Annotated in this window: 24 protein-coding genes and 2 pseudogenes; 11 read left to right on the top strand and 15 right to left on the bottom strand. The window is 62.2% G+C overall.

All coding sequences use genetic code 11. The features are described from left to right. Positions 1–53: 53 nt before the first annotated feature. From IEX24_RS07755 to IEX24_RS07765, 3 genes are all read right to left on the bottom strand, one after another. A complete protein-coding gene (locus tag IEX24_RS07755) occupies positions 54–311 on the bottom strand; it encodes a DUF6458 family protein (RefSeq protein WP_188676179.1) in 258 nt (85 codons plus the stop codon). A 42-nt stretch (positions 312–353) separates the two neighbouring features. Further along, on the bottom strand, positions 354–518 hold the full coding sequence (locus IEX24_RS07760; protein WP_188676181.1) for a hypothetical protein: 165 nt from the start codon (positions 516–518) through the stop codon (positions 354–356). Between the two features lie 135 nt (positions 519–653). After that, positions 654–1,166, bottom strand: coding sequence for a MarR family winged helix-turn-helix transcriptional regulator (locus IEX24_RS07765; RefSeq protein WP_229715157.1), 513 nt, complete (start codon positions 1,164–1,166; stop codon positions 654–656). A gap of 90 nt (positions 1,167–1,256) precedes the next feature. Here IEX24_RS07765 and IEX24_RS07770 point away from each other — a divergent pair, with 90 nt between their 5' ends. Both IEX24_RS07770 and IEX24_RS07775 read left to right on the top strand, forming a co-directional pair. Next, positions 1,257–2,669, top strand: a complete 1,413-nt coding sequence (locus tag IEX24_RS07770) for a protein kinase domain-containing protein (RefSeq protein WP_188676184.1) — start codon at positions 1,257–1,259, stop codon at positions 2,667–2,669. A gap of 77 nt (positions 2,670–2,746) precedes the next feature. Further along, positions 2,747–3,481, top strand: a complete 735-nt coding sequence (locus tag IEX24_RS07775; protein ID WP_188676187.1) for a VIT1/CCC1 transporter family protein — start codon at positions 2,747–2,749, stop codon at positions 3,479–3,481. Between the two features lie 81 nt (positions 3,482–3,562). Here IEX24_RS07775 and IEX24_RS07780 read toward each other — a convergent pair whose 3' ends face one another. Beyond that, a complete protein-coding gene (locus IEX24_RS07780; protein ID WP_188676189.1) occupies positions 3,563–4,078 on the bottom strand; it encodes a DUF6069 family protein in 516 nt (171 codons plus the stop codon). 326 nt (positions 4,079–4,404) lie between these two features. Here IEX24_RS07780 and IEX24_RS07785 point away from each other — a divergent pair, with 326 nt between their 5' ends. Then, positions 4,405–5,217, top strand: coding sequence for a glycosyltransferase family protein (locus IEX24_RS07785; protein ID WP_188676192.1), 813 nt, complete (start codon positions 4,405–4,407; stop codon positions 5,215–5,217). Between the two features lie 77 nt (positions 5,218–5,294). Further along, positions 5,295–6,242: a glycosyltransferase gene (locus tag IEX24_RS07790; RefSeq protein ID WP_188676195.1), complete on the top strand. Its 948-nt coding sequence runs from the start codon at positions 5,295–5,297 to the stop codon at positions 6,240–6,242. 18 nt (positions 6,243–6,260) lie between these two features. Here the strand turns inward: IEX24_RS07790 and IEX24_RS07795 are convergent, their stop codons facing one another. Further along, the gene (locus IEX24_RS07795; protein WP_188676199.1) at positions 6,261–7,175 is read right to left on the bottom strand and encodes a 2-hydroxyacid dehydrogenase; all 915 of its coding nucleotides are present in this window, start codon (positions 7,173–7,175) and stop codon (positions 6,261–6,263) included. 190 nt (positions 7,176–7,365) lie between these two features. On the opposite strand from IEX24_RS07795, the gene IEX24_RS07800 reads away from it, so the two are divergent. Continuing rightward, the gene (locus IEX24_RS07800) at positions 7,366–8,748 is read left to right on the top strand and encodes a D-arabinono-1,4-lactone oxidase (RefSeq protein WP_188676202.1); all 1,383 of its coding nucleotides are present in this window, start codon (positions 7,366–7,368) and stop codon (positions 8,746–8,748) included. 33 nt (positions 8,749–8,781) lie between these two features. After that, a complete protein-coding gene (locus tag IEX24_RS07805; protein ID WP_188676205.1) occupies positions 8,782–9,615 on the top strand; it encodes a glycosyltransferase family 8 protein in 834 nt (277 codons plus the stop codon). 123 nt (positions 9,616–9,738) lie between these two features. Here IEX24_RS07805 and IEX24_RS07810 read toward each other — a convergent pair whose 3' ends face one another. Then, positions 9,739–10,122, bottom strand: a complete 384-nt coding sequence (locus IEX24_RS07810) for a RidA family protein (RefSeq protein WP_229715158.1) — start codon at positions 10,120–10,122, stop codon at positions 9,739–9,741. A gap of 134 nt (positions 10,123–10,256) precedes the next feature. Between IEX24_RS07810 and map the strand changes: the two are divergent. Beyond that, positions 10,257–10,883: pseudogene (map, locus tag IEX24_RS07815) on the top strand (type I methionyl aminopeptidase); the annotation flags it as partial. A gap of 105 nt (positions 10,884–10,988) precedes the next feature. Here the strand turns inward: map and IEX24_RS07820 are convergent. Continuing rightward, positions 10,989–11,570 (bottom strand): TetR/AcrR family transcriptional regulator, encoded by a 582-nt coding sequence (locus IEX24_RS07820; protein ID WP_188676216.1) that lies wholly within the window; start codon positions 11,568–11,570, stop codon positions 10,989–10,991. A gap of 221 nt (positions 11,571–11,791) precedes the next feature. Here IEX24_RS07820 and IEX24_RS07825 point away from each other — a divergent pair, with 221 nt between their 5' ends. After that, positions 11,792–13,117, top strand: coding sequence for an MFS transporter (locus tag IEX24_RS07825; RefSeq protein WP_188676219.1), 1,326 nt, complete (start codon positions 11,792–11,794; stop codon positions 13,115–13,117). A 13-nt stretch (positions 13,118–13,130) separates the two neighbouring features. Beyond that, the gene (locus IEX24_RS07830; protein ID WP_188676230.1) at positions 13,131–14,564 is read left to right on the top strand and encodes an amidohydrolase family protein; all 1,434 of its coding nucleotides are present in this window, start codon (positions 13,131–13,133) and stop codon (positions 14,562–14,564) included. A 152-nt stretch (positions 14,565–14,716) separates the two neighbouring features. Here IEX24_RS07830 and IEX24_RS07835 read toward each other — a convergent pair. The 7 genes and pseudogenes from IEX24_RS07835 to IEX24_RS07860 all read right to left on the bottom strand — a co-directional run bounded on the left by IEX24_RS07835 (position 14,717) and on the right by IEX24_RS07860 (position 22,250). Then, positions 14,717–15,610: pseudogene (locus tag IEX24_RS07835) on the bottom strand (IS5 family transposase). Between the two features lie 361 nt (positions 15,611–15,971). Next, positions 15,972–16,169 carry a helix-turn-helix domain-containing protein gene (locus IEX24_RS07840; RefSeq protein ID WP_188676232.1) on the bottom strand — a complete coding sequence of 66 codons (198 nt, stop codon included), beginning with the start codon at positions 16,167–16,169 and terminating at the stop codon, positions 15,972–15,974. A 730-nt stretch (positions 16,170–16,899) separates the two neighbouring features. Continuing rightward, positions 16,900–18,822 carry an alkyl/aryl-sulfatase gene (locus IEX24_RS07845; protein WP_188676235.1) on the bottom strand — a complete coding sequence of 641 codons (1,923 nt, stop codon included), beginning with the start codon at positions 18,820–18,822 and terminating at the stop codon, positions 16,900–16,902. A gap of 580 nt (positions 18,823–19,402) precedes the next feature. Then, on the bottom strand, positions 19,403–19,675 hold the full coding sequence (locus IEX24_RS20135; RefSeq protein WP_443741639.1) for a DUF7882 family protein: 273 nt from the start codon (positions 19,673–19,675) through the stop codon (positions 19,403–19,405). A 762-nt stretch (positions 19,676–20,437) separates the two neighbouring features. After that, a complete protein-coding gene (locus IEX24_RS07850; RefSeq protein WP_188676238.1) occupies positions 20,438–21,196 on the bottom strand; it encodes an SDR family NAD(P)-dependent oxidoreductase in 759 nt (252 codons plus the stop codon). Beyond that, positions 21,193–21,642: a hypothetical protein gene (locus tag IEX24_RS07855; RefSeq protein WP_188676241.1), complete on the bottom strand. Its 450-nt coding sequence runs from the start codon at positions 21,640–21,642 to the stop codon at positions 21,193–21,195. The genes IEX24_RS07850 and IEX24_RS07855 overlap by 4 nt, the downstream gene beginning before the upstream one ends. Then, positions 21,639–22,250 carry a hypothetical protein gene (locus IEX24_RS07860; protein ID WP_229715159.1) on the bottom strand — a complete coding sequence of 204 codons (612 nt, stop codon included), beginning with the start codon at positions 22,248–22,250 and terminating at the stop codon, positions 21,639–21,641. Before IEX24_RS07860 ends, IEX24_RS07855 begins: the two co-directional genes overlap by 4 nt. Before the next feature lie 146 nt (positions 22,251–22,396). Here IEX24_RS07860 and IEX24_RS07865 point away from each other — a divergent pair, with 146 nt between their 5' ends. After that, positions 22,397–22,864: a MarR family winged helix-turn-helix transcriptional regulator gene (locus IEX24_RS07865; RefSeq protein WP_188676247.1), complete on the top strand. Its 468-nt coding sequence runs from the start codon at positions 22,397–22,399 to the stop codon at positions 22,862–22,864. Positions 22,865–23,334: 470 nt separating this feature from the next. On the opposite strand, the gene IEX24_RS07870 is transcribed toward IEX24_RS07865, so the two are convergent. Then, the gene (locus IEX24_RS07870; protein WP_188676250.1) at positions 23,335–23,964 is read right to left on the bottom strand and encodes a hypothetical protein; all 630 of its coding nucleotides are present in this window, start codon (positions 23,962–23,964) and stop codon (positions 23,335–23,337) included. Between the two features lie 527 nt (positions 23,965–24,491). Between IEX24_RS07870 and IEX24_RS07875 the strand changes: the two genes are divergently transcribed. Beyond that, positions 24,492–25,232 carry an SDR family NAD(P)-dependent oxidoreductase gene (locus tag IEX24_RS07875; RefSeq protein ID WP_203585863.1) on the top strand — a complete coding sequence of 247 codons (741 nt, stop codon included), beginning with the start codon at positions 24,492–24,494 and terminating at the stop codon, positions 25,230–25,232. The last annotated feature ends 15 nt before the right edge of the window (positions 25,233–25,247 follow it).

The following is a 25,247-nucleotide window of genomic DNA, read 5'->3' on the forward strand; positions in this document are numbered from 1 at the left end:
CGCTCAACCAGTTGACCGACGACCTCGTGGCCGGCGGTCAACAGCTTGCCAATTCAGACGAGTGGGTCGTCGTGGTCGACGGTGCGCCGGGAAACCTGCTCACCACTGACCGGGTCGACCGCCGAGCGAGTCGTCATCGTGGTCTGGCGGCGCCTGGTGATGAGCACGACTCCCAAAATGATGCCGAGCACGCCGGCAGCCATCAGAATGTATCCGACGAGCTGGAGGTCGATCCACGACTCCTGGATGTTCACGGCGAACGCCAAGATGGCGCCCACGACGAATAGCGCGATTCCCGATCCGAGACTCATGGTTTTCCCTTCTTGATTGCGAGCATTCTGAGGCCGGAGCCGTTAGACGCGGCGGTTTCCCGTGAGGAAGCGCAGCAGAAAGACGATCAGCGCGATGACGAGCAGAACGACGCCAACCCAGATGAGGAAGCTCAGAGCGTGGGCGATACCGCCAGTGATCAAGAGGATGATCGCGATGATCGCAATAATCGCTACGAGGATGTTCATTGGTTACCTTTTCCCAGTCGGCCCGCGATAGGGCCAGGTCAGATCGGCTCCCGATTGAGAGTCATACCATCCTAACAACTAGTTCAGTGGACTAGCAATCGGTGGACAACACCACATAACGTGTGGCAGGCGCGTCTAACTGGAGAAACCGATCTGGTCGACCGTCTGACGCATCATGGTCAGGAAGCGGGCGACGATGCGCGCCTCCTCGACCGTCAGGGTCTGAATCGCGGCGGCCATGTTGTTCTGGGCGACCGCGAGCATGGGCCCGGTGTCTCCCTCGGCCGCGGTTGTCGGCACGATCTCGCTCGACCGCCGATCTGCACTGTTTTCACGACGCTCGACAAACCCCCCTGACTCGAGCCGCCGAAGCAGAACGGTGGTCGATGCGCTCGAAATGCCGAGGTATCTCGTGACGTCTTTCGAGGCGACTGGATGCCCAACCGCCCGTTGATCGAGAATGAACCGCAACGCTAACAGGTCGTTCTCACCGAGACCCATGGCAGTGCCCGTTCTGCGCCGCATGGCCGCTTCAGCTGCACGATACATATGTAACGCTTCGAGTACGTTCGAATCGTGCTGCGCAGCGGCAGCGACTGGGTTAGAGTCTGCTCTGACAAGATCGCTGAAGTCGAAAGAGTCAGTCACGTCACCTAGTCTCTGACATATTTTGCTAGTTTGGCTAGCAAATTCGGCATACTCAGCGTATAAAACTTGATTCGCGCTCGAAAGGAAGTCATGGCGCCCGACAACAGTGGTGTTGTTGGGCAGTCGCTCGCCCACAGATATACCGTCACCGCGAGAATTGGGTCGGGCGGCATGTCGACGGTCTATGAGGCCCTCGATACCCAGCTCGGCCGAAGAGTCGCTATCAAGATCTTCAACCCGGGTGAGGCCAGAGACGACGATCGCCGTCGCGGTGAGGTGGATGTTCTCGCCCGACTGAACCACCCGAACCTGGTCACGATGTACGACGCGCATCTCACGTCTGGTGACACGGCCACGCCGAGCTTCGTCGTGATGGAGCTCGTCAACGGGCCCGATCTGCGATCGACCCTCGATCACGGCCCGCTACGCGGATCGATTGCAGCACAGGTGGCGGCCGACATCGCGCAAGCGCTTGCAGCCATGCACGCCCAAGGCATTGTGCACCGCGATCTGAAACCGGCGAACATCCTGCTCGCGCCCACCGGTCTGCCGTCGCCACGGTATCGAGCCAAACTGACCGACTTCGGTATCGCCCACCTTGTTGGTACCGACCGCATGACAACGGTCGGAACGATCATCGGAACCGCCTCCTACCTCAGTCCGGAGCAGGCGGAGGGCGCCCCGCCCGGGCCCGCGGCAGATGTGTACGCGCTCGGCCTCGTCATTCTCGAAAGCCTGACCGGGCACAGAGAGTACCCGGGAACGGTGGTCGAAGCACTGAGCGCCCGAGCATCCCGAGACCCTGTGGTCAGCGACGAGTTGCCGATTCGCTGGGCATCGCTCATCACCCACATGACTGCCCGGTCTCCCGAATCCCGCCCCAGTGCACTCGAGGTGGCCGAGCGGTCTCGCGAAATCACGGCCGACCTAGCCGCCTGGGATGGCTCACCAGTGTCACCCGACACCGGTGAGGCCACCGCCGCGATGCTTACCCCGACGCGAAGACTACCGCTGGCTGAGCAGACGCTGACCGATGAGACGCTGACCGATGAAGCGCCGACCACGCAGACGGTCATCGCCGAGACGGTGATCGACAGGCACCCGAGGCGCGGGCTCCGACCAGCGCTTCTCATCTGCACTGCGATCGTCGTACTGGCGGGTGCGGTCTGGGCGGGTGTCGCGCTGCTGCCGGGCCAGCTCATGTCGGATTCGACTCGGCCGGCTCCTGTCGTGACGACATCATCTGACTCGAGCAGTGCTCCAATCGATCAAGGAACGACGACCCAGGTCGAACCGGTGGCCACGTCAGAACCGACGGCCGAGCCCACCACTTCCACGCCGTCGTCTGTGCAGCCGACGGCGACGACGGCACCCAGTTCGGCGGCACCTTCGCCCACCGACAGCGGAAACGGGAACAACGGGAGTGGGAACGGAAAAGGCAACGGCAACGGCAACGGAAACGGAAACGGCAAAGGCAACGGCAACGGCAACGGCAAGGGCTGACGACCCTGAACTCTCGAGAATTCGAATAATGCCTCGCCGGTTCGTCAGATGAGGGTCGGAATGCCTAGGGTGTGGTCATGACCGCGCAACCAGCCGATCCCTCGAGCCACAGTCGCCCGGAGCCACACTCCGGCAGCCTCGCAGGGCGCCTCAACTGGCTTCGGGCAGGCGTGCTAGGCGCGAACGACGGCATCGTCTCCGTTGCAGCCATCGTCGTCGGGGTCGCCAGCGCCAACGCGCCGTCGACTGCCATCGTCGCGGCAGGGTCTGCGGCGCTCGTCGGCGGCGCCATCTCGATGGCCCTCGGCGAGTACGTGTCGGTGAGCAGCCAGCGCGACTCACAGAACGCCCTCATCGAGAAGGAGCGGGCTGAACTTCACGACGACCCCGAAGGCGAGTTGGATGAACTGGCCGGGCTCTATGAGAATCAGGGCCTCACTCCGCAGACCGCCCGGCAGGTCGCGATCGAGCTCACAGAGAACAACGCCCTCAAGGCGCACCTCGCGATGGAGCTCAACCTCGACGAGAATGACGTCGCGAGCCCCTGGGCGGCGGCCGGAGCATCCGCTCTCTCATTCATCATCGGCGGCGTGCTGCCCCTGTTGGCTATTCTGCTGCCACCCGACCAAGCGCGGGTTGCTGTCACCTTCGTCGTCGTGCTGATCGCTCTGGCCGCGACAGGCGTCATCGGCGCCCTACTGGGCGGTAGCCGCGTCGCCCGTGCGACGTTGCGGGTCGTCATCGGCGGCGCTCTGGCTCTCGTGGCCACCTTCGTGATCGGCTCACTACTCGGCACGTCAGGCATCGGCTGAGCGGGGCGACCACATCTGCCGCACCGAGGCAACCCCGAAATTCGTGCGGTCAGCGTGCGGGCGGGCCACCCACTGATCGCGTCATCGCCCGACAGCTTCTGTTGAACGGGCAGGAGTCGGCCGTTGCGGTGCGATGAAGACGAGGGCCGGGAACGTGATGAGGGCCAGCGCGAGGTGCATGAGAACGAGAATGAATACGCCCGCCGCCGGCTGACCTTTGTAGAGAATCCACGCATCCGGAGCGAAGCCGACGACCGTGACAACGACCGCGAGCCAGAAGTACAGTCGCCGCCCACGGCTACTCACAAGGGTGACGAGTGGCCAGGCCAGTGATGCGAGCACGACTCCGATGATTGTGAGCTTGCCATAGTCGGAAAAGGCGTAGTGATCGTACCCTTTCGTCGCGGGGAAGAGCAGCACGCCCAGTTGAGCCAGACCAGCGCACGCGAGCAGTGAAGCGACTACCGCGACGACGGTGGCGACAATAAAGCGCACGATGCCCGGCTGATTGCGGCCGAGCGGAAAATCGATGCCCATGACGCCGAGAAATCGCCCATGCGAAGCCCGTGTGGGTTCGTTACGCGAACCGGTCGTCATCTGTCGCTCGTTTCTCTCGCGGTCTGCGTGGATGCCCGGAACAAGTCACCTCACCGTCGCCACGATACGTTCGCACCCGCCGCCGAGCATCGGTCAAGCGGGTGATCTTCGAGTCATCACGAAGGATGACACCGCGACGACAGCATGCGGAGCGGAGTCGATCACAGGATTCACACACGAGTGCTGACGTGTTGAGTGGGCTGTCAGTCTTGGTGAGCGCAGATTTCGCGTGTGCCCGCGAGACCGATTCGGCTGGGCCACAAAGCCGACCCGGTACTGTTGCTGCCGTAGCCCACGTTCATCTGACCTGACGGGAACCAACGTTTGTGACCTCTTCAAGCGCCGCCCCCTCAACCATGGTGGTCATTCCTGCGTTCGGTTCGCCTGAGCTGACCGATGGGGTCGTGCACGACCTGTGTCGCGACGGAAGTGATCTCGACCCGGCCGTACGCATCGTGGTGGTCGACAACGCCGGTGACTACGTGCTCCCGCAGGGGAACATCGAGGTTGTGCGCCCGGGTCGCAACGTGCGGTGGATCGGTGCCGCGAAATGGGCCCTCCGCACCTCGGCACACGAGGCGTATGCGGTGTGCGCGGTGCTGAACAACGACATCCGGCTGTCGCCCGGGTTTCTCGACGGGCTGATCGCCCCGTTCAGGGCCGCAAGCGATATCGCGCTGGCGGCGGCCTGCTACGACGACTTCTGGCTGCACCAGCGGGCTCACACGATTCCGCAGACCGCCGCCGAGTACGTGCCGCGCGACGTGCTTCGCGACGTCGATTTCTGTGACGGCACCGCGATCGCGTTCGCGGTGGCCCCCATCGTCGAACTGGGAGGGCTCGACGAGGTGACCTTCGCCCGGCACGGCTACGGCGCAGACATCGACCTGGCGATCCGGGTGCGCGCGGCCGGCCTTCGGTGTGTGGTCACCGAGGGCGTCTATGTCTCGCACCTGCGTCGGCAGACGATGAACCGCACCGGTCAGTCGTCGGAGGGCAATCGTGCAGAGATTTTGAACGGTCTGAATGCCAAGTGGGGAGACGGATGGCGGGCCCAGGTCGGGCTCGCACCGGAGTCTTTTCCGGCCCACAACACGGGGAGCGGGGCATCCTGGTACCTGACCCCGCCGACATGGTGAACCGACCCGGCTCGTACCCACGGCGGATCGTCTACGCGGGATTCGCCACTCGCCACCACAGCGGCGGTGTGCACGTGATGACTCAGCACGTTCAGCTGCTGCGCCAGAGCGGCCACGAGGCCTGGTTGTGGCTGCCCGATGAGGATGATCGTACCGACTGGATCGCGGATGATGTGCCGATGCTGTTCGGCGCAACCACTCCGATCGGCGCCGATGACCTCCTGGTGCTGCCAGAGACACCAACCATCCAGGGCCGCGATCCGGCACTCGGAGCACGCAAGGTCATTTTCAACCAGAACCATTTCTACACCTTCGCCGCAGGAGAATCCGATGCGAACTTTCCCGGCTGGTTACCCGCGCCGGCGATCTGGGCTGTGACGGCCGAGAGTCGTAATGTGCTGGCCGCCGCCCTCCCCGAACTGCCGGTGCGCGTGGTGCCCAACCCGGTAGACGGAGAACTGTTCGCCCCCGCCCCAGGCCAGGCCAGGCCATTCAGGGTGAGCTGGTTTTCCAAGAAACGGCCGCGGGAGGCCTCGCTGCTGAAACGGCTGCTGGCGAACGATCCGCGGCTTTCGAGGGTGGAGCTTGTGGAGCTGGTCCAAGCCCCGCGGGCGGAGGTGGCCGCCACCCTGGCAACTTCCGCTGTATTCATCGCGCTCGGGCACACCGAAAGCTTCGGTCTGCCGGTCGCCGAGGCGCTGGCGTCAGGCTGTCTCGTAGTCGGTTACGACGGCGGCGGCGGTCACGAGCTGTTCGAGGCACCCGGAGCGTGGCGAGTGCCGGATCAGCGACCGCTGCTCATCCGCGACCAGGTGGCAGAGCTGATCCAGAATATCGACGCTTTGGCTCCGCTGCGCGCCGCGAACCGCTCCTGGGTGCTGGAGCGCAACTCGTTCGCTCAAACCGATGCGGCGCTACAGGAGGCCGTTGCTGCCGCGTGGGCTGGGCCCGGCGACGATGCCTTGGCCGTGCATCCGGTCGCCTGGCTCGATAGCCTCGGCCCGAACTTCACCGCCTACGCCTGAGGGTCACGCCCTGACGGGTCAGTAGGCGCCCTTCACGACGTTGACGAGGTCTTCGCCAGCCAGGTACCGTCGCACCTGTGCGTTGACCAGCGCGAAGGCTCGCGCACCGGCCTGCGAGATGGAGCCGGCCGCGTGCGGGGTGATGATCAGGTTCGGTGCCTTCCACAGCGGGTGGCCAGCGGGCAGCGGCTCCGGCTCCATCACGTCTAGGGCGGCGCGCAGCCGACCTGTCGTCAATTCGGCGAGTAGCGCGGCGGTGTCGACGACCTTGCCTCGAGCGACGTTGACGAGCACGGCGCCATCGGGCATCCGGCCCAGAAACTCGGCGTCGACCAGGTTGGTCGTGTCTGGGGTGAGCGGAACCGTCAGTACCACCACGTCGGCCTCAGGCAACAAACTCGGCAGCTCTGAGGTGGCATGGATGCCGTCACGTGCCGTATGCGCAACGAGCACCGGGTCGGCGTCGAAGCTCCGCAGCCGTCGGGCCGTCTGTTCACCGAGGTCACCGGCTCCGATGATCAGAACGCGCTTGTCGCGCAGGTCATCGGCCTCCAGAGGCTCCCAGTTGCCCTGGCGCTGCGCCTCCACGAAGTGGGGCAGTCGACGAAGCGTGGCCAGGATGACCGTCATAACCAGCTCGGCGACCGCCGAGCCGTGCACGCCGCGCGCGGTGCATAGAGTGACACCGTTCGGTACGAATTCGAGAATGTCCTCCACGCCCGCACTCGTCAGCTGAGTGACCTCGAGCTTCGGCATTGCCTGGAACTTGGCGGCGAGGTTCGTGGAGTCCTCGACCTGCGGCACCCAGAAGACGGTCTCCGCCAGCCGTTCGGGTTTGTCGCCTTCGCCGTTCCAGACGATCACCTCGACCCCGTCGGGGAGGGATCCGAGGAGTTCTCGAGCATTTGGATCGGGTACGCACACGACAGTCATTGATCCAGCGTAGTCAACGGCGTTGTTGGGCCTTGGCGTACTGCGTAACGGACTTCTACACAAGGTGGAAGCTCGCACACCGGGAGTACTTAGAATGCCAGTAGGCACCGGCACATTCGTCTGCCGGTGAACAGCTCTGCGGATCAGTGCGGCTCCAAAGACACGACCGAACGTGAACAGGAGACGCGCCATGACGACCACGCCGCTCGCCTACCCTCGTCAAGAGCTGCAGCTCACCGGTGAGGATTCTCGGCTCCGCAATTGGGCCAAGAACTCGAGGCTTGGTCCACCCGGCTCAGTCGTCGCCCCGGCCACTGAGGCGGAGCTGTGCGACTTCCTTTCCACCAGCCACGGCCCGGTCAGGATGATCGGCAGCCGAATGTCGCCCGGCAGAATGATCGAGGTCGCGAACGGCAGCGGCACACTGCTCGATCTGAGCAAGCTCAGCGGCCTGATCTCTAGCACCGACGACACCGTGACCTTCGCCGGTTCGACCTCCTTGGCCGCCGTGTACGCCTTCTTGTTGGCACGAGGGCAGATGCTGCCCGCTTCGCCCGGGGTGATCGCCGAGCAGACGTTGGCCGGCGCCCTCTGCACCGGCACCCATGGTCAGGGCCTCGAGCAGAGCACGATTGCCGGCGCAGCACTGTCGATTCGGATGGTACTGGCCGATGGCACGGTGGCGGAGTTCGACCGCGAGCATCCACACTTCCCCGCCATCCAGCTCAGCCTCGGCTCGCTGGGAGTCATTACGGCCGTGACGCTGCGTGCGCGGGAGTCGGTGATCTACACCTGCCTCAAGAACGCCGTCGACGCCGACAACCTGGAAGCAGACCTAGAGACGTGGAACCGGGAGAACAGCCTGGTGAAGGTGTGGTGGTTTCCCCAAGAGAACCAGGTGCAGGTCTGGACTGCCAACGAGGCCACCGACGACGAGATTCAGCGTTACCGAGCAGGCGGTGGAGAGCTGCTCGCGCACACGAACACCAACAAGGCGATGAACGACACCGTGGAATCGACGCTCCGCCAGTTGCGCGACGATACCAAAGGGGTCGCCGACGACGGTAAACCGCTACGTACCGTGACCCGGTTTCGCGACTTCACCGATGTCACGGGTGATGTCTACCAGGTGTTCTGCCGGGGAATCGCCACGCCGCAGATTAACGTCGAAATCGGCATCCCGCTGGCCCGGGCCGGAGAAGTGATCAGCACGATCAAGCAGTGGCACGCCGAGACTCGCCCCCGGATGCACTACCCGGTCATTTTGCGCTGCACCGGCCCGTCAGACGGATGGCTGAGCCCTTCACACGATCAAGACACCTGCTACTTCGGCTTCGTGGTCTACTACGCGGCCGACGGTTCGCTGTCTGAGGAGGGCGCGGACTTCCTCAGGGCAGTGGAAAAGACCTTGGCCGAGCAGGGTGGCCGGCCCCACTGGGGCAAGTACTTCGACGAGTCTCTGTACCACTGGCCGGCGCTCTATCCTCAGTGGGAAGCCTTCCGCCGGGTGCGTGAGGCGCTCGACCCGCAGCACCGCTTCGCCAATACGTTCACTGCGGCACTGCTCGACTGACCCGGCCCGGCCGCCATGACAGGAGTACCGCCGATGAACGCTTGGGTGACGTTGCTGACGCAACCTAACTATCTGGTCGGGGTTCGCACGCTGCGGGCCTCGCTGGCAGCATCGGGCAGCGAGGCGCCTCTCGTTGTCATGGTCACCGAGGGAATCGACGAGCAGACCCGCGATCTCCTCCGAGACGACGGATGCCTCGTTCGCGACGTGGCGCCGCTGCGCCCGGCCGGCGGATCGGCCGACAGCTACGCCAACTCCCGGTTCGCCGAGGTGTGGACCAAGCTCGCCGTCTGGGGGCTCACCGAGTTCGAGCGCGTCGTTTTTCTCGACGCCGACATGTTGGTGACCCAGAACATGGACGAGCTGTTCTCGCTCGATCTGGCCGACGGGGCCATCGCGGCCTGCCACGCCTGCCGGTGCAACCCCAACCGAATCGCGAGCTATCCGCCGAGCTGGGCGCCTGAGAACTGCTTCTACACCCACTGCCGAGGCGAGGATCACGTCACCGAACCGGGAGCGACCGACAACTACCTGAATGGCGGATTTCTTGTGTTGTCTCCCGACGAGGCTGTCTTCGAGGCCATGGTGGGGTGGTTGGCAGACGTAGACGATCTGTCAGACTATCCGTTCGCCGAACAGGACTTCCTCAACGAGTTCTACTCAGGCCGCTGGCGCCCGCTGCCCTATGTGTACAACGCGCTGAAGACCCTGCCGCACCAGCACCCGTCGGTCTGGAACCTGGCGTCGGTGAAGAACATCCACTACATCATCGACAAGCCGTGGGAGAAGCCACTCGACTCGACTGATCGTTACTTCGAGGTCAACCGGCTCTGGTGGAACATGGCCAACACCCTGGAGACCAAATAGCAGACAGTGCCGGTGAAGCCTTCCGTGACGCCGAGCACGTTCCATCCGAGCTCTCGTGTATCGGTGAGCAATTTTACCCGGTGGCCTTTGCGCTCACGACATTGCGGAATCCCCGTGAAGCGGTCAGTTTTGTGTATGCGCCGTCATCATTATCGAAACCAGGATGTTTTCTAGAACCGGCCCGAGCCTGGCCACGGCGCGGGCAGGAGGCGCGGAGTCAAAGAAGTCCGCGTACGCCTCGTTCATGCCTACGAAATCAGCCGGTTGGGCAAGTAGGACCGTAACCAGCGTCACGTCAGCAAGAGTGCTTCCACCTGCGTGGAGGACCGCCTCGCAATTACGCAGCGCTTGCTGAGTCTGATCCTGGATTGATGAACCTGCGGGTTGGCCGGTCGCTACATCGATCCCGACCATCCCCGACACGTAGATCACCGAACCAGCTCGAACACCCTGGCTGTACAGCGGCGAATTTGGCGCATTCTCGGTGCTGATGATTTCCCTGTCCACGGGGCAAAGCCTATGCCTGGAGTTCGCACTTTTTGAAGGGCACGTGCTGGTCAATTGCGCCCAATTGGTTCTGTTGGCCGCGGTCCGTATCATCCTCGAAATCACGGTCACGCTCCCGGCGCACAAGCGAGCTCATCCGCGAAGCTGGTGCTGAGTCGTGCTACGTCGATTACGCGCCATCATTCGGTAACGGCCCGTTCGGGCACTACATCTGCACATCTGTCAACGATGCGGTCTTACATGGACGCCCCCACGATTATGAGCTGATCGACGGTGACCTTTTGACCCTCGATCTTGCGGTCATTCGCGACGGCATCGCGGCAGATTCCGCTCTCAGCTTTCTTGTCGGTTCTTCTCTGCGGCCGGAGAGCTCGGCGATGATCACTGCAACAGAAGACGCACTCAAGGCTGGCATCGCGGCAGCGCGCCCCGACGCGCGCATCGGTGACATCTCGCACGCGATCGGAACGTCGCTCAGCGCGGCCGGCTACGAAATCAATCTCCAGTTCGGGGGCCACGGCATCGGCTCGACAATGCACCAAGATCCGCACATCGCGAACACTGGCCGACCCGGTCGCGGCTACAAACTGCGGCCCGGGCTTCTTCTCGCTCTAGAACCATGGGTCATGGGCGATACGTTCGACCTCATAACCGACACCGACGGATGGACACTGAAAAGCGCCACAGGAGCCCGCGCGGCGCACAGTGAGCACACCGTCGCCATCACCCCTCATGGCGCCGAGATACTCACCCTCCCGTAATGACATTTCGGTGTGAGAGCGGCCGCGGCGAATCGGCGACCGCTGAGGTAGCGAAGATCGGCAAGTTAAGAAGTGGCGCGAGTTCGGTGGCGATTGGCGCCTCGATCATGCGGATGTTCCTTCGGTCGGCCAGGTCGTGAGCGCACGGTCGAGCGCGTCGACTGCGGCGAGCCACGACTCCTCGTATGGATCGGGTCGGTGACTGAACGCGCCCGATCGGGTCAGCGCGAGCAGACCGTTGACCGTCGCGCCAACAAGCCGGGAAGCGTGGATGACCGCGTCAGCAGGCACTGGATAACCCCGAATTACGGCAATAGTAAGTGACCCGACCTTGGCCTTCTCGGCTGATTGCGCGGTCTGCGCTGATGTGTTGCGCTGAAGCGCTTGCCATGCCCCGGGATGCTCGTCGGCGTAAGCACGATGCGCCTCGACAAAGCCGCGCAGCGCTTCTTTCGCCGATCGGCCCGCGATCTCGTCACCGAGCCGCGCCCCTAGTTCACCCAACGCGACTCGCTGGAGCCCGTCGAGAAGTGCATCGCGATCTGTGATGTGCTCATAGAGACTGGCGGGCTGCACGCCGAGCCGACGGGCGACGGCGGCCACAGTGACGGCGTCGAAACCGGCACTGTCGGCCAAAGTAGCGGCAGCGGCCAAAACGGCCGCCTCCGAAAGATTCGCTCGGGGCACGGATCAAGCATATATCGGCAGGCTATCTCCTACATATCGTAGGATTAACCCTTGCGGTCGTAGAAAACCATCATTATGGTATATACCGTTGAGCATCTTGCTAACGCAGCGGACCCACAATGGAGAGGGATCATATGCCAGGCGATAATCGGGGCAGAGTCAGCCTTGAACAATTCATCGATCGCACGCCGCTCAGCCGGCGTCAGCGAATCATCATCTTCTTGACCTTCCTCGTTCTTGTCGCTGACGGCATGGATCTTGCGATTACCGGCTTGGTCTTCCCCCGCCTGATTGTGGAGTGGGGCACAACCATCGGGCAGGTCACGTTCACTGTCACCGCGGGCGTGCTCGCGCTGGCGGTCGGCGCGATCGTCTCCGGGCCGCTCGCAGACCGGTGGGGGCGCAAGCCGGTTCTTCTGGTCGGCTTTCTGATTTTCACCGTCGGTACGGCAGCCTTGGGTGTGAGTGGCAACATCGAAGTGTTCATCGTCTTGCGCATCATTTCAAGCATCGGGCTCGGCGCCGTGACACCGGTGGCCCTGACCCTCGTCGCGGACTGGGTTCCCGCGGCTCGGCGGGCACAGATGGTGGCCCTGGCTTTGTCAGGAACTGCTCTCGGCACGATCGTCGGGTCGTACCTCTCGTCGCTGTTGATTCCGTCATTCGGTTGGCAGACGATGGTCATCGTCGCCGGCCTGCTCCCCCTGCTCGTCGTACCTTTCTTCGTGCGCTCTGTGCCCGAACCTGCTATCACCCTTCTGAAAAGGGGCCGCCCCGAGGCCGAAATTCGTCGGTCACTGAGTGTGGTCGCCGCTGACTCCAGCCCGATCGACCTGAGTGCTCCTCGCGTCACCGAAGCCGCCCAGAAGACTCCGTTCGCGATTGTGCTTTCGCGCAAGCTCGTACTGTCTACTGTTCTGATCTGGGTACTCGCCTTCATTACTCAGGGCCTGATCATCCTCGTGTTGCAGTATGTGCCGATTTTATTGCAGCAGCACGCTCCAGGTCCCGGGCTGAATACCGCACAGAGCGGGTTGGTCATGGCGATGTGGGGATGGGGAAGCCTCGCCGGCCAGGTGGCCGTGTCGTTCCTTCTGAAGAGACTCGATCGATTCGTAACGGGCGTCGTCGCGGCAGTGTGGACCATCGCCGGCCTGCTGATCGTGGTGATCGGCAATCTCGGATTCGTCGGTCTGATGATCGTGCTCTTGGGCACAGCAATCGGAGCCGCAGCGCTTCCCACCGTCACCAACGCGATCGGCGCGATCGCCTACCCAGACGTAGCGCGTGCTACCGGGGTAGGCGCGTCGAGCTTCTTCGGCCGCATCGGTTCGGTCGTCAGCGGGCTGAGCGGCGGCCTGCTCATAGCTGCGGGCTTCACCCTGCCGATCATGTTCGCCACCCTGACGGTTCCGGTAGCCGTCGTGGGCGTGGCATTCATTGGTCTGCGCGCGGAAACACGGCGGCGAGCACGTTCTCGGGCTTCTGCCGAAGGCGATAGGTCTCAGCTCGACCCCGACCTTCCGCTGGCCGCCGAGCAGAACTGAAAGTGCGACAGATATGACATTCGATTCAGCGAACGACGAGATCTTCGACCGAATACAGTCCACCGCCGGCGATGCCACTCGCAAACTGCTGCTGCGCGGCGGCACGATCATCACCATGGATGCTCGGCTAGGCGATTTCGCTCGCGGTGACGTTCTCATCGAGGGCAACGCCATCGTCGACGTGGGGCACGACCTTTCGTCGGCGGCCACCGACGGCCAGGCGATCGTCGTCGATCTCGACGGCGCCATCGTCATACCCGGCCTGCACGACACGCATCGCCATTCGTGGCAGGGGCAGTTTCGGCGCCTGCTGCCCGACGCCGATGTCGTCGAGTACAACCGCGTCATGCACCGACTTCTGGCCCCGCTCTACCGCCCAGAAGACATGTACGCCGGCAATCTCATCAGCGCACTCGGCGCCATCGACAGTGGCATTACCGGCATACTCGATTTCTCGCACAACGCACGTACACCCGAACATTCCGACGCCTCGATCGACGCGTGGGAAGATGCCGGAATTCGAGCCATCTACGCTCCCTGCGCGCCGCTCTTCGGCGAATGGCAACACCAATGGCCCAGCGATCTACGGCGCTTACGCGAAGAGCGTTTCGCGTCTGCCGATCAACTCGTGAGCCTGCGCTTGGGTGTCTTATCTCAGGCGGTCGGCAAGACCTTGCCGCAGTCAGACGAGGGCGCGCAACTCAGCGAGAACGCGTTGCGCTTCGCCCGCGAGCTAGGCCTTGCCGTGAGTGTTGACGGCGTCGGCGGCCCGGTTGCCGCAGAGCAGCTCGAGCGTCTCGGCGCAGCCGGGATGCTCGGCAGCGACACCACGTACATCCACTGTCGAGACCTCACCGACGCCGCATGGCAAGAGATTGTCGCCTCGCGCGGAAATGTCTCACTGGCACCGGCATCGGCGGCGCAGTTCGGTCAACCCGGTTCGATCAGCCCCATTCAGAAGGTGTTAGATGTCGGTCTGCGCCCGAGCCTGAGCCTCGACGTGGAATGCAGTCTTCCCACCGACATGTTCGCGCAAATGCGTTACCTGCTCAACATTCAACGCACCGGCGCCGCCAACGGCCCAGTCGAGAGCCGGCCAGATGCGCCAACGGCAATCACTGCTCGAGACGTGCTCGAGTTCGCCACGGTGCAAGGCGCCAAAGCGAACGGCCTTCTCGACAGGTGCGGCAGCCTCACGCCCGGCAAAGATGCTGACATCGTCATCATCCGCGCCGACACCATCAACACGCTCCCCCTCAACAATGCGATCGGCAGCGTCGTTCTCGGCGACACCAGCAACATCGACAACGTTCTCATCGCCGGGCAGATGCGCAAATGGCGCGGCCATATCGTCTACCACGACATCGAAAAAGTTCGCCGGCTCGTCACAGAATCCCGCGATCACCTCATCGAAATCAGCGGATACGACCTCAACATCGTCCGCTGACCCATTGGGCCGCCGTGAGGATCACCTCGACGACCACGCACCTAACTCGCCGACCGCGTGCGCGCTACCGAGTTCACCGCCCAGCTTGTTCGGCCTCCACGCGAACTGGGCAGCCCACGTACGGCCCGGCCTTCGCCCGGCGTGAACATCACCTAGGGCGTGTCTGACAATTGCTTGGTCCAGGTGATGACGGCGTCGAGGCTGATGGCGGCGCGGTAGGTGATTGCGTGTTTGTCGTAGCGGGTCGCGAGTCCTCTCCATTGCTTCAGATCGCAGAACCGGCGCTCGATGACGTTCCTGCCGCGGTAGCTTTCTTTGTCCAAGCCGACGGGTCTTCCGCCTTGTGATCCTCGCCGTTTGCGGTGGCCTTTCTGGTCATCGGGTTCAGGGATCACAGCGGTAATGCCGCGGCCCCGCAGATGGGCGCGGATCCTCTGGATGAGTACGCTTTGTCAGCGCGACCAGCGTCCGGCCTCGTCCGTGGCCGTCCGGATGTCCTGCCGACCCGGAGCTGCTGCATCAAGGGCACAAACATCGGCGAATCGCCAGCCTGACCAGGAGTGAGCAGACTCACCAACGGTCGCCCGTTGCCATCGACGAGCTGGTGAATCTTCGTAGACAACCCGCCGCGCGAGCGGCCGACAGCGTGATCAGGCGGCTCGAGACCCAGATTCGTGTAATTCGATGAATCCCCCTGTGAGCCGTGTGACGTTCGTTGCGTGCTGATGCGCACGAGCGATCGTGGAATCCACTGACAGTGACCAATCGATCAACCCAGCGGCGTCAGCGACCTCGGTCAGCTTCGCGAGAACCAGGTCCCACGTCCCCTCAGACGCCATCCGGTAATGCCACGTCCACACCGTCTGCCACGGCCCGAACACCACAGGCAAATCACGCCATGCGATACCGCACCGATACCGATACACGATCCCCTCGACCATCAGCCGGGCATCAGCAAACGGCCGCCCCTTACGCCCCGTTGGACGTGGCAACATCTCCTCGATCAACGACCACTGAGCATCCGAGAGCACCTGAAAACGCGACATCTCAACAGCATCCCAGCCAAACACCCAACCATTTGTCAGACACGCCCTAGTCGCCTCGAACCGTCGCCGAATAGTGCGTCGCGGAATTCTAGGCGGAGCCATTGTCTTATTGACATGGATGCGGCGCAGGCGTTCGGGTTGCTTTTGGATGGCTATCTTGAACCGGTCATATGATCCGCAGGTATCGATGACAGACGCTTCGCGATGGATTCATACGGCTTGGCCGACTTTGTGTCGTACAACGCCGAGGCCGCGTCGGAGTAAAACGCCGTCCACGGCCGAACTCCGGCCGCAACCGCCGCCCACAGCCCTCTCGCTTACGGCACGAATCGCGCACACTGGCTGATGCGAGCACGGTGCGTCAGATCTTGAGTGCGATGTCTCGTCCGTCGATACTGACGACGATGCGGGGGTTTTCGGCACCGGTGGCGGTGAGGTAGTTACGGAGGGTCGAGAGCAGCATGTCGTCGTGTTTTTCGAGTTGCGAGATCGCGCCCTGGCTGACGTGAAGTTCGCGGGCGATGTCGGCCTGGGTACGTTTGCCCGCTTCTCCTACCATCGCCAGGCTCATCGCGTGGACACGGTCAGATCGTCTGCTTGCGCCTCAAATTCGGCCACGGCATCGGCCACTCCCGGGACCTGTAGCATCCGGTCACCCTGTCGTTGCCGGACATGAATACCTTTTCGTTCATGAGCCCCCCACCTCGTTGCCGCGCTCGGTTGAGTCCGCTTCCAACCGGTCAAATTTTGGCTCGAGACTCGGACGCGATACCCAGCAGACCGACGCGAAATGGAATTTCGCCCAGACGCACACGGGGAATTGGCGGGGTTTCGTTTGGCTTCGGCGAACCGGAAAAACGAAATCCTTGATCAGGCCTAATTTTGAGTGGCGGTACCGGTGGGATTTGAACTCAAATGAGGCTTTGATGCCCATGGCGCAAGGAAGCAAAAACCCCGGAAATACAAGGAAGTTGGGTCTCATGGAGGCTCACCAGATCACATGAATTTCAAGCAAGTGTGTCCAAAATGTGTCCAAGCCCCGAGAGTCGGGACCCTGGCACCTGCAGCTTTCATCTGAGCGGAGGCAGAGCGGTCCAAACCAACGTCGGCTCGCAAGAAGCAATTCGGTCAACCACTTCGCGTCTTGACGCAACGCCCGTTATCAGCGCAAATTAACCTCAGACTTTCATACCATTTCAGACTGATTTCGAGCGTCAGAGACGCATAGTGAATGTCAGGGGGATCGTCTGAAATTGAGCCGCCAGACCCGGCCCCCCGTCACCGGGTCGTTACGGTTGCACGATCGGGAACCAGAACGGGAAATCGTCCAGGAGCGAGAAAAGTCCAGTTACGGTAGCGCGGTCTCCGACAATCACAATGTCCTGAGCATCCACGCCTGTTTCGGAAGCGTCGAATACTGCGCCGGCGAGGGCGATCCGGGTCGACGACACGGTCGCACTCGGTTGGTCGAGGATTTTTCCGGCCGTGTAGACGAGGCACCCGTTCCGCAGCTCAAGGGCATAGGTGGCTGCGTCATCGTCAGCCGCGTCGGTGATCGACCATTGGATCGATGATGTGGTGTCGGCGGCGCGGGGACCATCGAGTTTGATGCCCATGAAGTCGAAGACCATCTCCGGTGGCATCGCGGCAAGTACATCGCGAGTGGCCAACTCAATGGCGCCGAGGTCACGGACTCCGCCGCGAAGTTCTTGTGCCCCCATCAAGTATTCGTTGCGCCAAGTCGGATTCTCGCTCTGGTATCCGAGCTGCTCGAACGTGTCTGCTTGCAATAGGGCCGCGTCACGGTTCGCCGGGTCGGCGAAGACCAGGTGGGAGAGGATCTCCGCGGCCCACCGGTACTCGCCTTCGGCGAAAGCGGCACGGGCCTTTTCGAGCACGGCGTCAGCCCCTCCGAGGAGCCCTACATAACGCACGCCAGCTTCCGTTGGTGGCAGGGCGTGCAAGTTGGCGGGATTCGAGTCGTACCAGCCGAGGTAACGCTGATACACGGCTTTAGCGTTGTGACTGACTGAACCGTAGTAACCACGGTTGTGCCACTCGCCAGCGATACCGACGGGAAGCTCAAGTTGCTCCGCGATCTCGAGCATGGTCTCGCCTTTGTTCGCTAGGTGCAGCACTTGGTCGTGTAGGTACTTATAGAGGTCGCGTTGGCTTTCGAGGAACGTGACGATATCGTCAGTGCCCCATCGCGGCCAGTGATGCTGGGCGAAGATCACATCGGTGTCGGCGCCGAACAGCTGCACTGTCTGGTTGAGCGTCTTCCACCAGGTCGCGGCATCCCTTACCTGCGCGCCCCTCAGCGTGTACAGGTTGTGAAGAGTGTGCGTGGCATCCTCGGCTGCGCACAGCGCCCGTCGCTGGGGGAAGTGGATGAGGAACTCCGCGGGAGCTTCTGTTCCCGGCGCCATCTGGAAGACCATGTCGACACCGTCGACAGTTCGCGTCTCACCGGTCGCACTCACCAGATCAGTGGGCGCTAGTAGCGTCGACAGGCCGAGGTTCGACAGAGAATTGGCCAGGCCCGCGTTGATGTGTCCGCGGGGACCTGGGGGAATCATCGGGCCGTACATGTACGTCGCGCGACGAGACATTGCATTGCCGGCGTACACGTTCTCCGCGACGGCCTCGTGCAGAAACCCCTCTGGGGCGATCACGACCACCCGGCCCGAATCGAGGTCGTCCTGGCTGAGGATCGCCTTCGCCCCACCGTAGTGATCGGCGTGACTGTGCGTGTAGATCAGCGCCTTCACAGGGCGGTTACCACGATGAGCGCGATACAACGCGAGTGCGGCTTCTGCGGTCTCGAAGTACACCAGCGGGTCGATCACGATGATGCCCTCGTCGCCCTCGACAATCGTCACGTTCGACAAGTCAAGGCCGCGCACCTGATAAATGCCATCAGTCACCTCGAACAGTCCGTGCGGATGATTTACCTGCGCATGCCGCCAGAGACTCGGATGAACAGTGTCGGGTGCGTCGTCCGTCTCAAGCACGAAGTCATGAGCCGTGACATCGATCACCGGTAAGCCATCGGAACGACGGATTACCGGAATATCGAGCGTCGCGACGAACCCTCGTTGGGCATCGTCGAAATCACGCCGATCGGTGAACGGCAACCCGTCGCGGGCCTTTGCGTTAGCGGTGCGGGTGTGTTCGGTAGCGGGCTTCGTGGACTCTCGGGTTTCAGACATATCGACTCGACTCGATCAGTGGCTGGCGAATATAAATCACCATATCGGCCCTACCGCGACCGCGGTATCCCCAGACCTCCAGTCGAAATGCAAAGACCATTTGCTCTATCGGGACTCCAGTCCAGCCACGGCAAAAGAATGCCACTTGACGAAATATCCGCTATCAGAACAAATACGCCTCAAGACTATGTCCTTATTCCGGACTGTTCGCCATGAATTAGTCAGGCGCTACGGGCCTCCCTCTCTTGTCTCGGCAACAAGCCGCATCGAACGCTCACTAAACTCCGGCAGATACTTTCTGGGTGCTGGCATAATCGTTACCAACTCGGGTCATCAGACCCACCAGTAGACCTAGAGCGATTCGGAGGCCCCTGCTTCAGGCCATCTGCGTTCACGTATGATCCCCAGAGCTGGTCGATGCGTCTCGCGGTTGCAGTCGGGGCTTGGGAAGACTCGCGCGTTTTGCTCGACTTTGGGCTATCTTCTCCGCTCGCGTCGTTATGCGGTTTCGAGGTATCGTTCGCGTTGGCCTTTTGTGGGTCAGATTTGTGTTGCGGTGAGAGCGCTAGCGTATTCGGGGTCACGATGAGGCCATGGAGCTGTCAGCGGATTCGGTGAGCGTCGCGAACCATGCCGGGTTGATGGCTGGCACGCGGGAGCCGTTGAAGCGGAATTGGACCGGAATGGCGGGGTGAAACCATATTGACGCCCGGCCGCTGCACAGGTCCGCTGGTACCGCCCACGACATCGCGAACGACTCGCTCCGGCGGATATTCTGCAAGATAACGCTCTGCAAGTGCCTGAGGGTACGGACTAGTTCAATCTCCACGCCATTGTTTGTCAAGGAATCCATGGCGCTGGCCTCTAGGATCTCTGTCGACTCGATGCGTTTTCATCGTGCTGAGGACACCCTCTGGAACGTGCCAGAGGGCGGATGAGACCGACTTCATATCGGCGCGGACGACGTCACAACCGGGGTCAGGAGCAGCAGAAGTAGTCCAGCCCCGTTCTGGGCACCTGCGACATGAACCGCGAAGAGAATGCCGTGGCATTCTCACTGGTCAGCACCAACCCTCAGTAATCGGTCACCGTTTGGCGTACCGTCGCTGACGAAGAAAGGACGCACCCCCGGTGAGAGACGATGTCAAGAAGCGCCCGGACGCGAACTCTGTACCCGATGGGTCGGGGTGGGATGGCAGTCCATCGACCGATCGCGAGGACACTGCGTCGGGAGGTGGCGCTCTGATCGCGAGTGACCCGCGACCCGAACACACACCGGAACCGGACGAGATCTACCCGGGCGAGAGCATGGAACCGGACGGCCCAGTCGAGAGCCGCTCAGGCATACACCGAAATGTTCGAGGTTCGCGTAAGTTGCGGCGGCCACACCCCCGAGCACTATCGGGTGGCGACCACCTGGCGGGATGCATCCGACCCCGGATACTTCGCAACCTATCTCAACAGACACCAGGGCTGCAAAACACAATGCGCAGTTGCAGCCACCCGACTCGCGACCCCCGCCGACGACGGACCATCAGGAACATTCCGAATAGAGACCGACGGCGTCGACTGGTAGAAGCGCTGCAGAAAACGCCTACGCCCACCTGTTCCGCGACTAGCGCAGGACCGAGCCACCCGCCACGTCGATGATCACCCCACTGATCCATGCCGACTGATCGCTCGCGAGAAATACGCAGGCGGCGGCGACGTCTTCGGGTGTGCCGAGTCGACGGATGGGGTGCACATTGATCAGTTGGGTTTGGATGTCTGGGGAGATCATTTTCTGGTTGCGGTCGGTCATGATGGTTTCCGGTGCGACGCCGTTAATCCGGATACCGCTTGGTCCGGCTTCGGCCGCGAGCCATTTTGTGAGCAGCTCAATGCCTGCTTTCGCTGCCGCGTAGGCGACGGGCGACTGAGGGGTTGGCCGACGTGCGGCCGCGGATGACATCGTGATGATTGAGCCATGCCCGCGTAATTTCATTCTGGGTAGCACGGTAGCGATGGTCGCAAATGTCGCGGTGAGGTTGGCATCGATAGCGCCTCGCCATTGCTCGATGGTCATGTCTTCGAGCGGGCCGGGGCGCATCAGATTGCCGCCGGCGTTTGCGACGAGGATGTCGATGGGCCCGAGCGTCGACTCGATTTCGCCCACCATTCGCGCGAGGTCATCCGGTGATGTGACGTCGCCCAAGACGACCGTCCCGTGTGCTCCGATGGCTTCTATTTGGTCTCGGACGGCATTTGCGGCGTCCGCATCTCTGCCGTGCACGGCGACCGCTGCGCCGGTCTCGGCTAGGGCCAGTGCGATTGCACCACCGATGCCGCGCGAGCTTCCCGTGACCCACGCGACCTGACCATCCAGTTGACTCATTGTTCGCCGGCCTTCGCGCTTTGTGGTGTGCAGACGAATAGGAAGATCGCATACAAAAGTACTGCCACTGCGGTTGACCACTCCATGGCTCGAGCCGCCGAGGGCGCGAGAGTATTGGCGAACGCGGATCCCGCAAACCAGGCAAGCAGGACCGCCAGGAACGCGACGGACATGAGCGCGACGAAGCCCGGGTTGCGAATTAGGATCGCTCGGATGACCGCGGTCGCGGCGCTTACGATGATTAGCGTGCCGACGATGGCGTGGAGAATGAGCAGAACGGGACCGCTGATGATGACCTCGCCGAAGGCACCGAAGAGCCCGCGACCTTGGGCGTCCTTTGGAACCTGTCCGTAGAGCGTTGTTCCCAGAACGAACGCGATGAGTAGTCCGACCAACGCGGCGAATGCGTTCGTGCGCAGTCCGGTGATTCGTTTGGTGAGTTTCACTTCGCGTCCCTTCCCGCAACGTCGTGTCGGCTGCGCGGTAGAAGAAATCCGATCGACAAGAGCCATGCCAAGCCGAGGAATCGGCCGATTGGCAGCAGGAACGCCAACGGTGGAGCCACAAGCGCGAAGAACGAGAGTTCGCTGAGTCCGGCCAGCACAAGGCCAACCCACGCCAACCATCTGGGCGCTAGCCCCAAGACCAATGTCGGTACGGCGATCCCAGCCACCAGCAGCCCAAGACCGCCAACAAACCCAACGCCTCCAAGCGCATAGACGATGTAGTCGAGGGTGTGAAGTAATGCGGGCGACTGACCCTCAACGGGCTGACCAAGCGCCCAGGTCAGAAGCCCGGATATCGAAAGCAGGACCGATGCTGCGATCCCGCCGAAGAAGGCGATCGTCGGCCCGGGAACGCGAACGCCGAGCCGCAGGAGCCGCGCATAGGTGGTCGCAGCGTAAATCCCCAGCGGAACCGAGGCCGCGAACACCAGAAAACCGGTTGCGGTAACGGCGTCGCGGTGACCCACGAGATATGCGCCAACGGCGTCTGTGGAACCCAGCGGCGAGGGGAAAAAGGTTCCCGCGGCGAACAACGACGGTACGACCACGGAGGCGATGGTCAGCGCGAGGCTGACGATTCCGAGTACACCCGGATTCGGCCCATCTGGTCGGTGTCGGTGAGGAATTCCTATTTCCGTCATATCAGAAAGGATTCACTATATGAATCGTTAAGTCAATGCTCTATTGTTGACCTATGCCCACTGCGAGACGCCCCGCGAGAATCGGGTTCCTCCTCACCCAGCTGGGGTCATTTGCCGCGGAAAACTTCGCCTCAAAGACCCGAGATCTCGGCATTACCCCACCGGAAGCCGGTGTGATGCGAATTCTCGGACGACACGCTGGCATGAACCAGCGCGAACTCGCGGAGAAACTGGGCGTCGCCCAAAGCCGGGTCGTTGCGCTCGTGGACTCTCTTGAATCCGCCGGCCTGATCATCCGTAAGCGAAGCGCGATCGACCGTCGCAGCCAAGTCTTGCAGCTCACCGATTCCGGGCACGATCTGCTCACGAAATTGAGGGGCGCCGCGGAGACGCAAGAGGCGGACCTCGCTGAGGGATTAAGCGCTGATGACCGCGACCACCTATACGAACTGCTCCTCAAGTTGAGCGACGCGAGAGGGCTCGATCGAGACGTCCACCCTGGCTACCGTGCGGACGAGTAGAACATATCGCCGAACATCCATATTGTTGACGACAGCGCGCTACAGGCTATCCGACAATGGCTGGTAGATAACAAACTGATCGTGACCATGATCATCCTGATCGTCGTCGGTGTGGTCGCGTTCGGGCAAGGTATTGAAGCGTTCTGGCCCGATCGTCATGACTGCTCCCCGGGCGGTGGTTCAGATTTACAACCCGCAAGACATGACTGTGCTCAGCCAAGCACTTGGGTCAGCCCGAGGGGTGGCACAGGCGGTCGCGACGATGTGTCCTATCCGTTCGAATTCGCTACCGCAGATTACGAATTCCGGCCCGCTTTGTCAGGCACGGGTTGGGTCTGCCCAGAGTTCGGTTGGCACTCGCGGGAGACACCTCCGACCTTCGGTCAAGTGCGAAATGCAGTTGACGTATGGTCCGTTATCAGCTCAAGTACATCTCAAATTTTCATACACTATTTTGTGCACAAGTCATTTCAGAGTTGACGCCATGGCGCAGCGTCGAGAGCGGTGTGAGCGGCTTGTGAGTCGCTCACGAGCCGGGCCAGTCCGAGCAGCTTTGACGAGAATAAGCTGGGATCGGTCGTCAATGCGTCCGCGTCAGAGTCGGCCGCAAACCGTTCTCGAATCCAAAAAAGCAGGGTTTCAGCGATCTCCTCTTCGAGTTTCCCGGCTTCTACAGAGAGCACAGATGGCATGCGTCGTCGCATACGTTCGAGCGCAGTTCGGGGTTCTGGCGTGGGCTGCGACGCCGCAACGACCAACCGTGCTGTTGCTGCTTTCACCCAGGGGTCTGCGGCGTCGACGTCGAGTGGAATGGCGATACCCTGCACGGCTTGAATGGCCCATACCGTAACCGCGAGCGAAACGCTCGAAGGATCTTCGTGGGTGTTCACGTAGCGGAAGATGTCAGCGCCTGGGCTGCTGATCTCGGCGAGCTGCACGTCGCCGACGAAGTTAGTTGGTTCCGGGTGAACGCCGGGCTCAATCACGGCGTCTGCGGTGAGCCGCACTCGGTACAGGTAGAACTGGTCGTTCGAGTCGGCTTGGTCTGTTATTCGCCTGAACATGTTTTCGACTGCCGCCTCGTATGTGCCGAGGTGCAACGCCTTAGTCTTTTGGCGCTCGGCCCACCGCTCTAATCCGCGTCCATCAGTTCCCACTTCGTTGAACCGCTGCCTCGTTGTGTCGCTGAAGCCGGCGGTGGGGTCGAAAGCGCGATCGGGCCAATTCGCGTGGGTTGACGTGTGATACCAGAACATCTCGCGAACTTGTGAGTCGTCGAAGGACGGGTCATCTGGTGAGACCCAGAAGTCAGAGCGATTTTCAGCCCGGCAGTCGGTGCCGCACCGCGGGCAGACTTCGTCTCCTTGATCAAAACGATCCAGCCACTCAGCGGACACCTGCCATTCACGTCCACACGCATTACAGCGCATCCAACGCGGCCGGCCGAAGTCGACCTCTCTTTCAATCACGAGCCCAGTTTCACACGTCGCACAGAGCTGCGCGGCTGCGACGGCCGAGCACGTAGGCACGCGCATCTTCTGTTCGGGCTTGCATCTTTAGACAGATCGGTCTAAGTTGATCCTTAGACAGACCGGTACAAATTGGTCTGCGGACGATGGAGCAGATCATGACCGACACACAGAACCGCGAACTCACCGGCAAGACCGCACTCGTGACCGGGGCGACCTCAGGAATCGGGCGGGCGATCGCACTGCAGCTCGCGGCCGAGGGCGCGAACGTGCTCGTGCACGGCCGCAACGCGGCACGAGCCGAGGAGGTCATCGAGGATATCGAACTCTCCGGCGGATCAGCGCGGTTCATCGCAGCCGACCTCAGCGACCCTGCCGCGGCCGAGCAGCTTGCCGCGGATGCCGGCGAGGTCGACATTCTCATCAACAACGCCGGCTTCTCCTGGTTCGGGGCCTCAGCCGATCTTGACCCCGAGACACTGGACAATCTGTTCGCGAGCAATGTGCAGGCAGCCTTTCTGCTGACCGCAGCTCTCGCACCGGCGATGGCCGCGCGCGGCGAGGGCAACATCGTCAACCTGTCGAGCATGGCCGGCATCATCGGGCTCGCCGGAGGCGCCGCGTACGGTGCGACGAAGGCGGCGATGTCGTCGTTCACTCAGGCGTGGGCTGCCGAGTACAGCCCGAACGGGGTGCGCGTGAACGCTGTGGCGCCGGGGCCGGTCTACACGGGCGGTGCAGATGCCGCGAACACCGAGGCGCTCGGAAAAACAACACTGCTCGGCCGGGCCGCTCAAGCGAACGAGATCGCCGAAGTCGTCGGATTTCTCGTCTCACCGCGAGCCAGCTACATCACCGGAGCGATCATCGCCGTCGACGGCGGCCGCACCGCAGTCTGACCCGAACACCTCCGC

This window comes from Subtercola lobariae, from assembly GCF_014640255.1.
Taxonomy (GTDB): Bacteria; Actinomycetota; Actinomycetes; order Actinomycetales; family Microbacteriaceae; genus Subtercola; species Subtercola lobariae.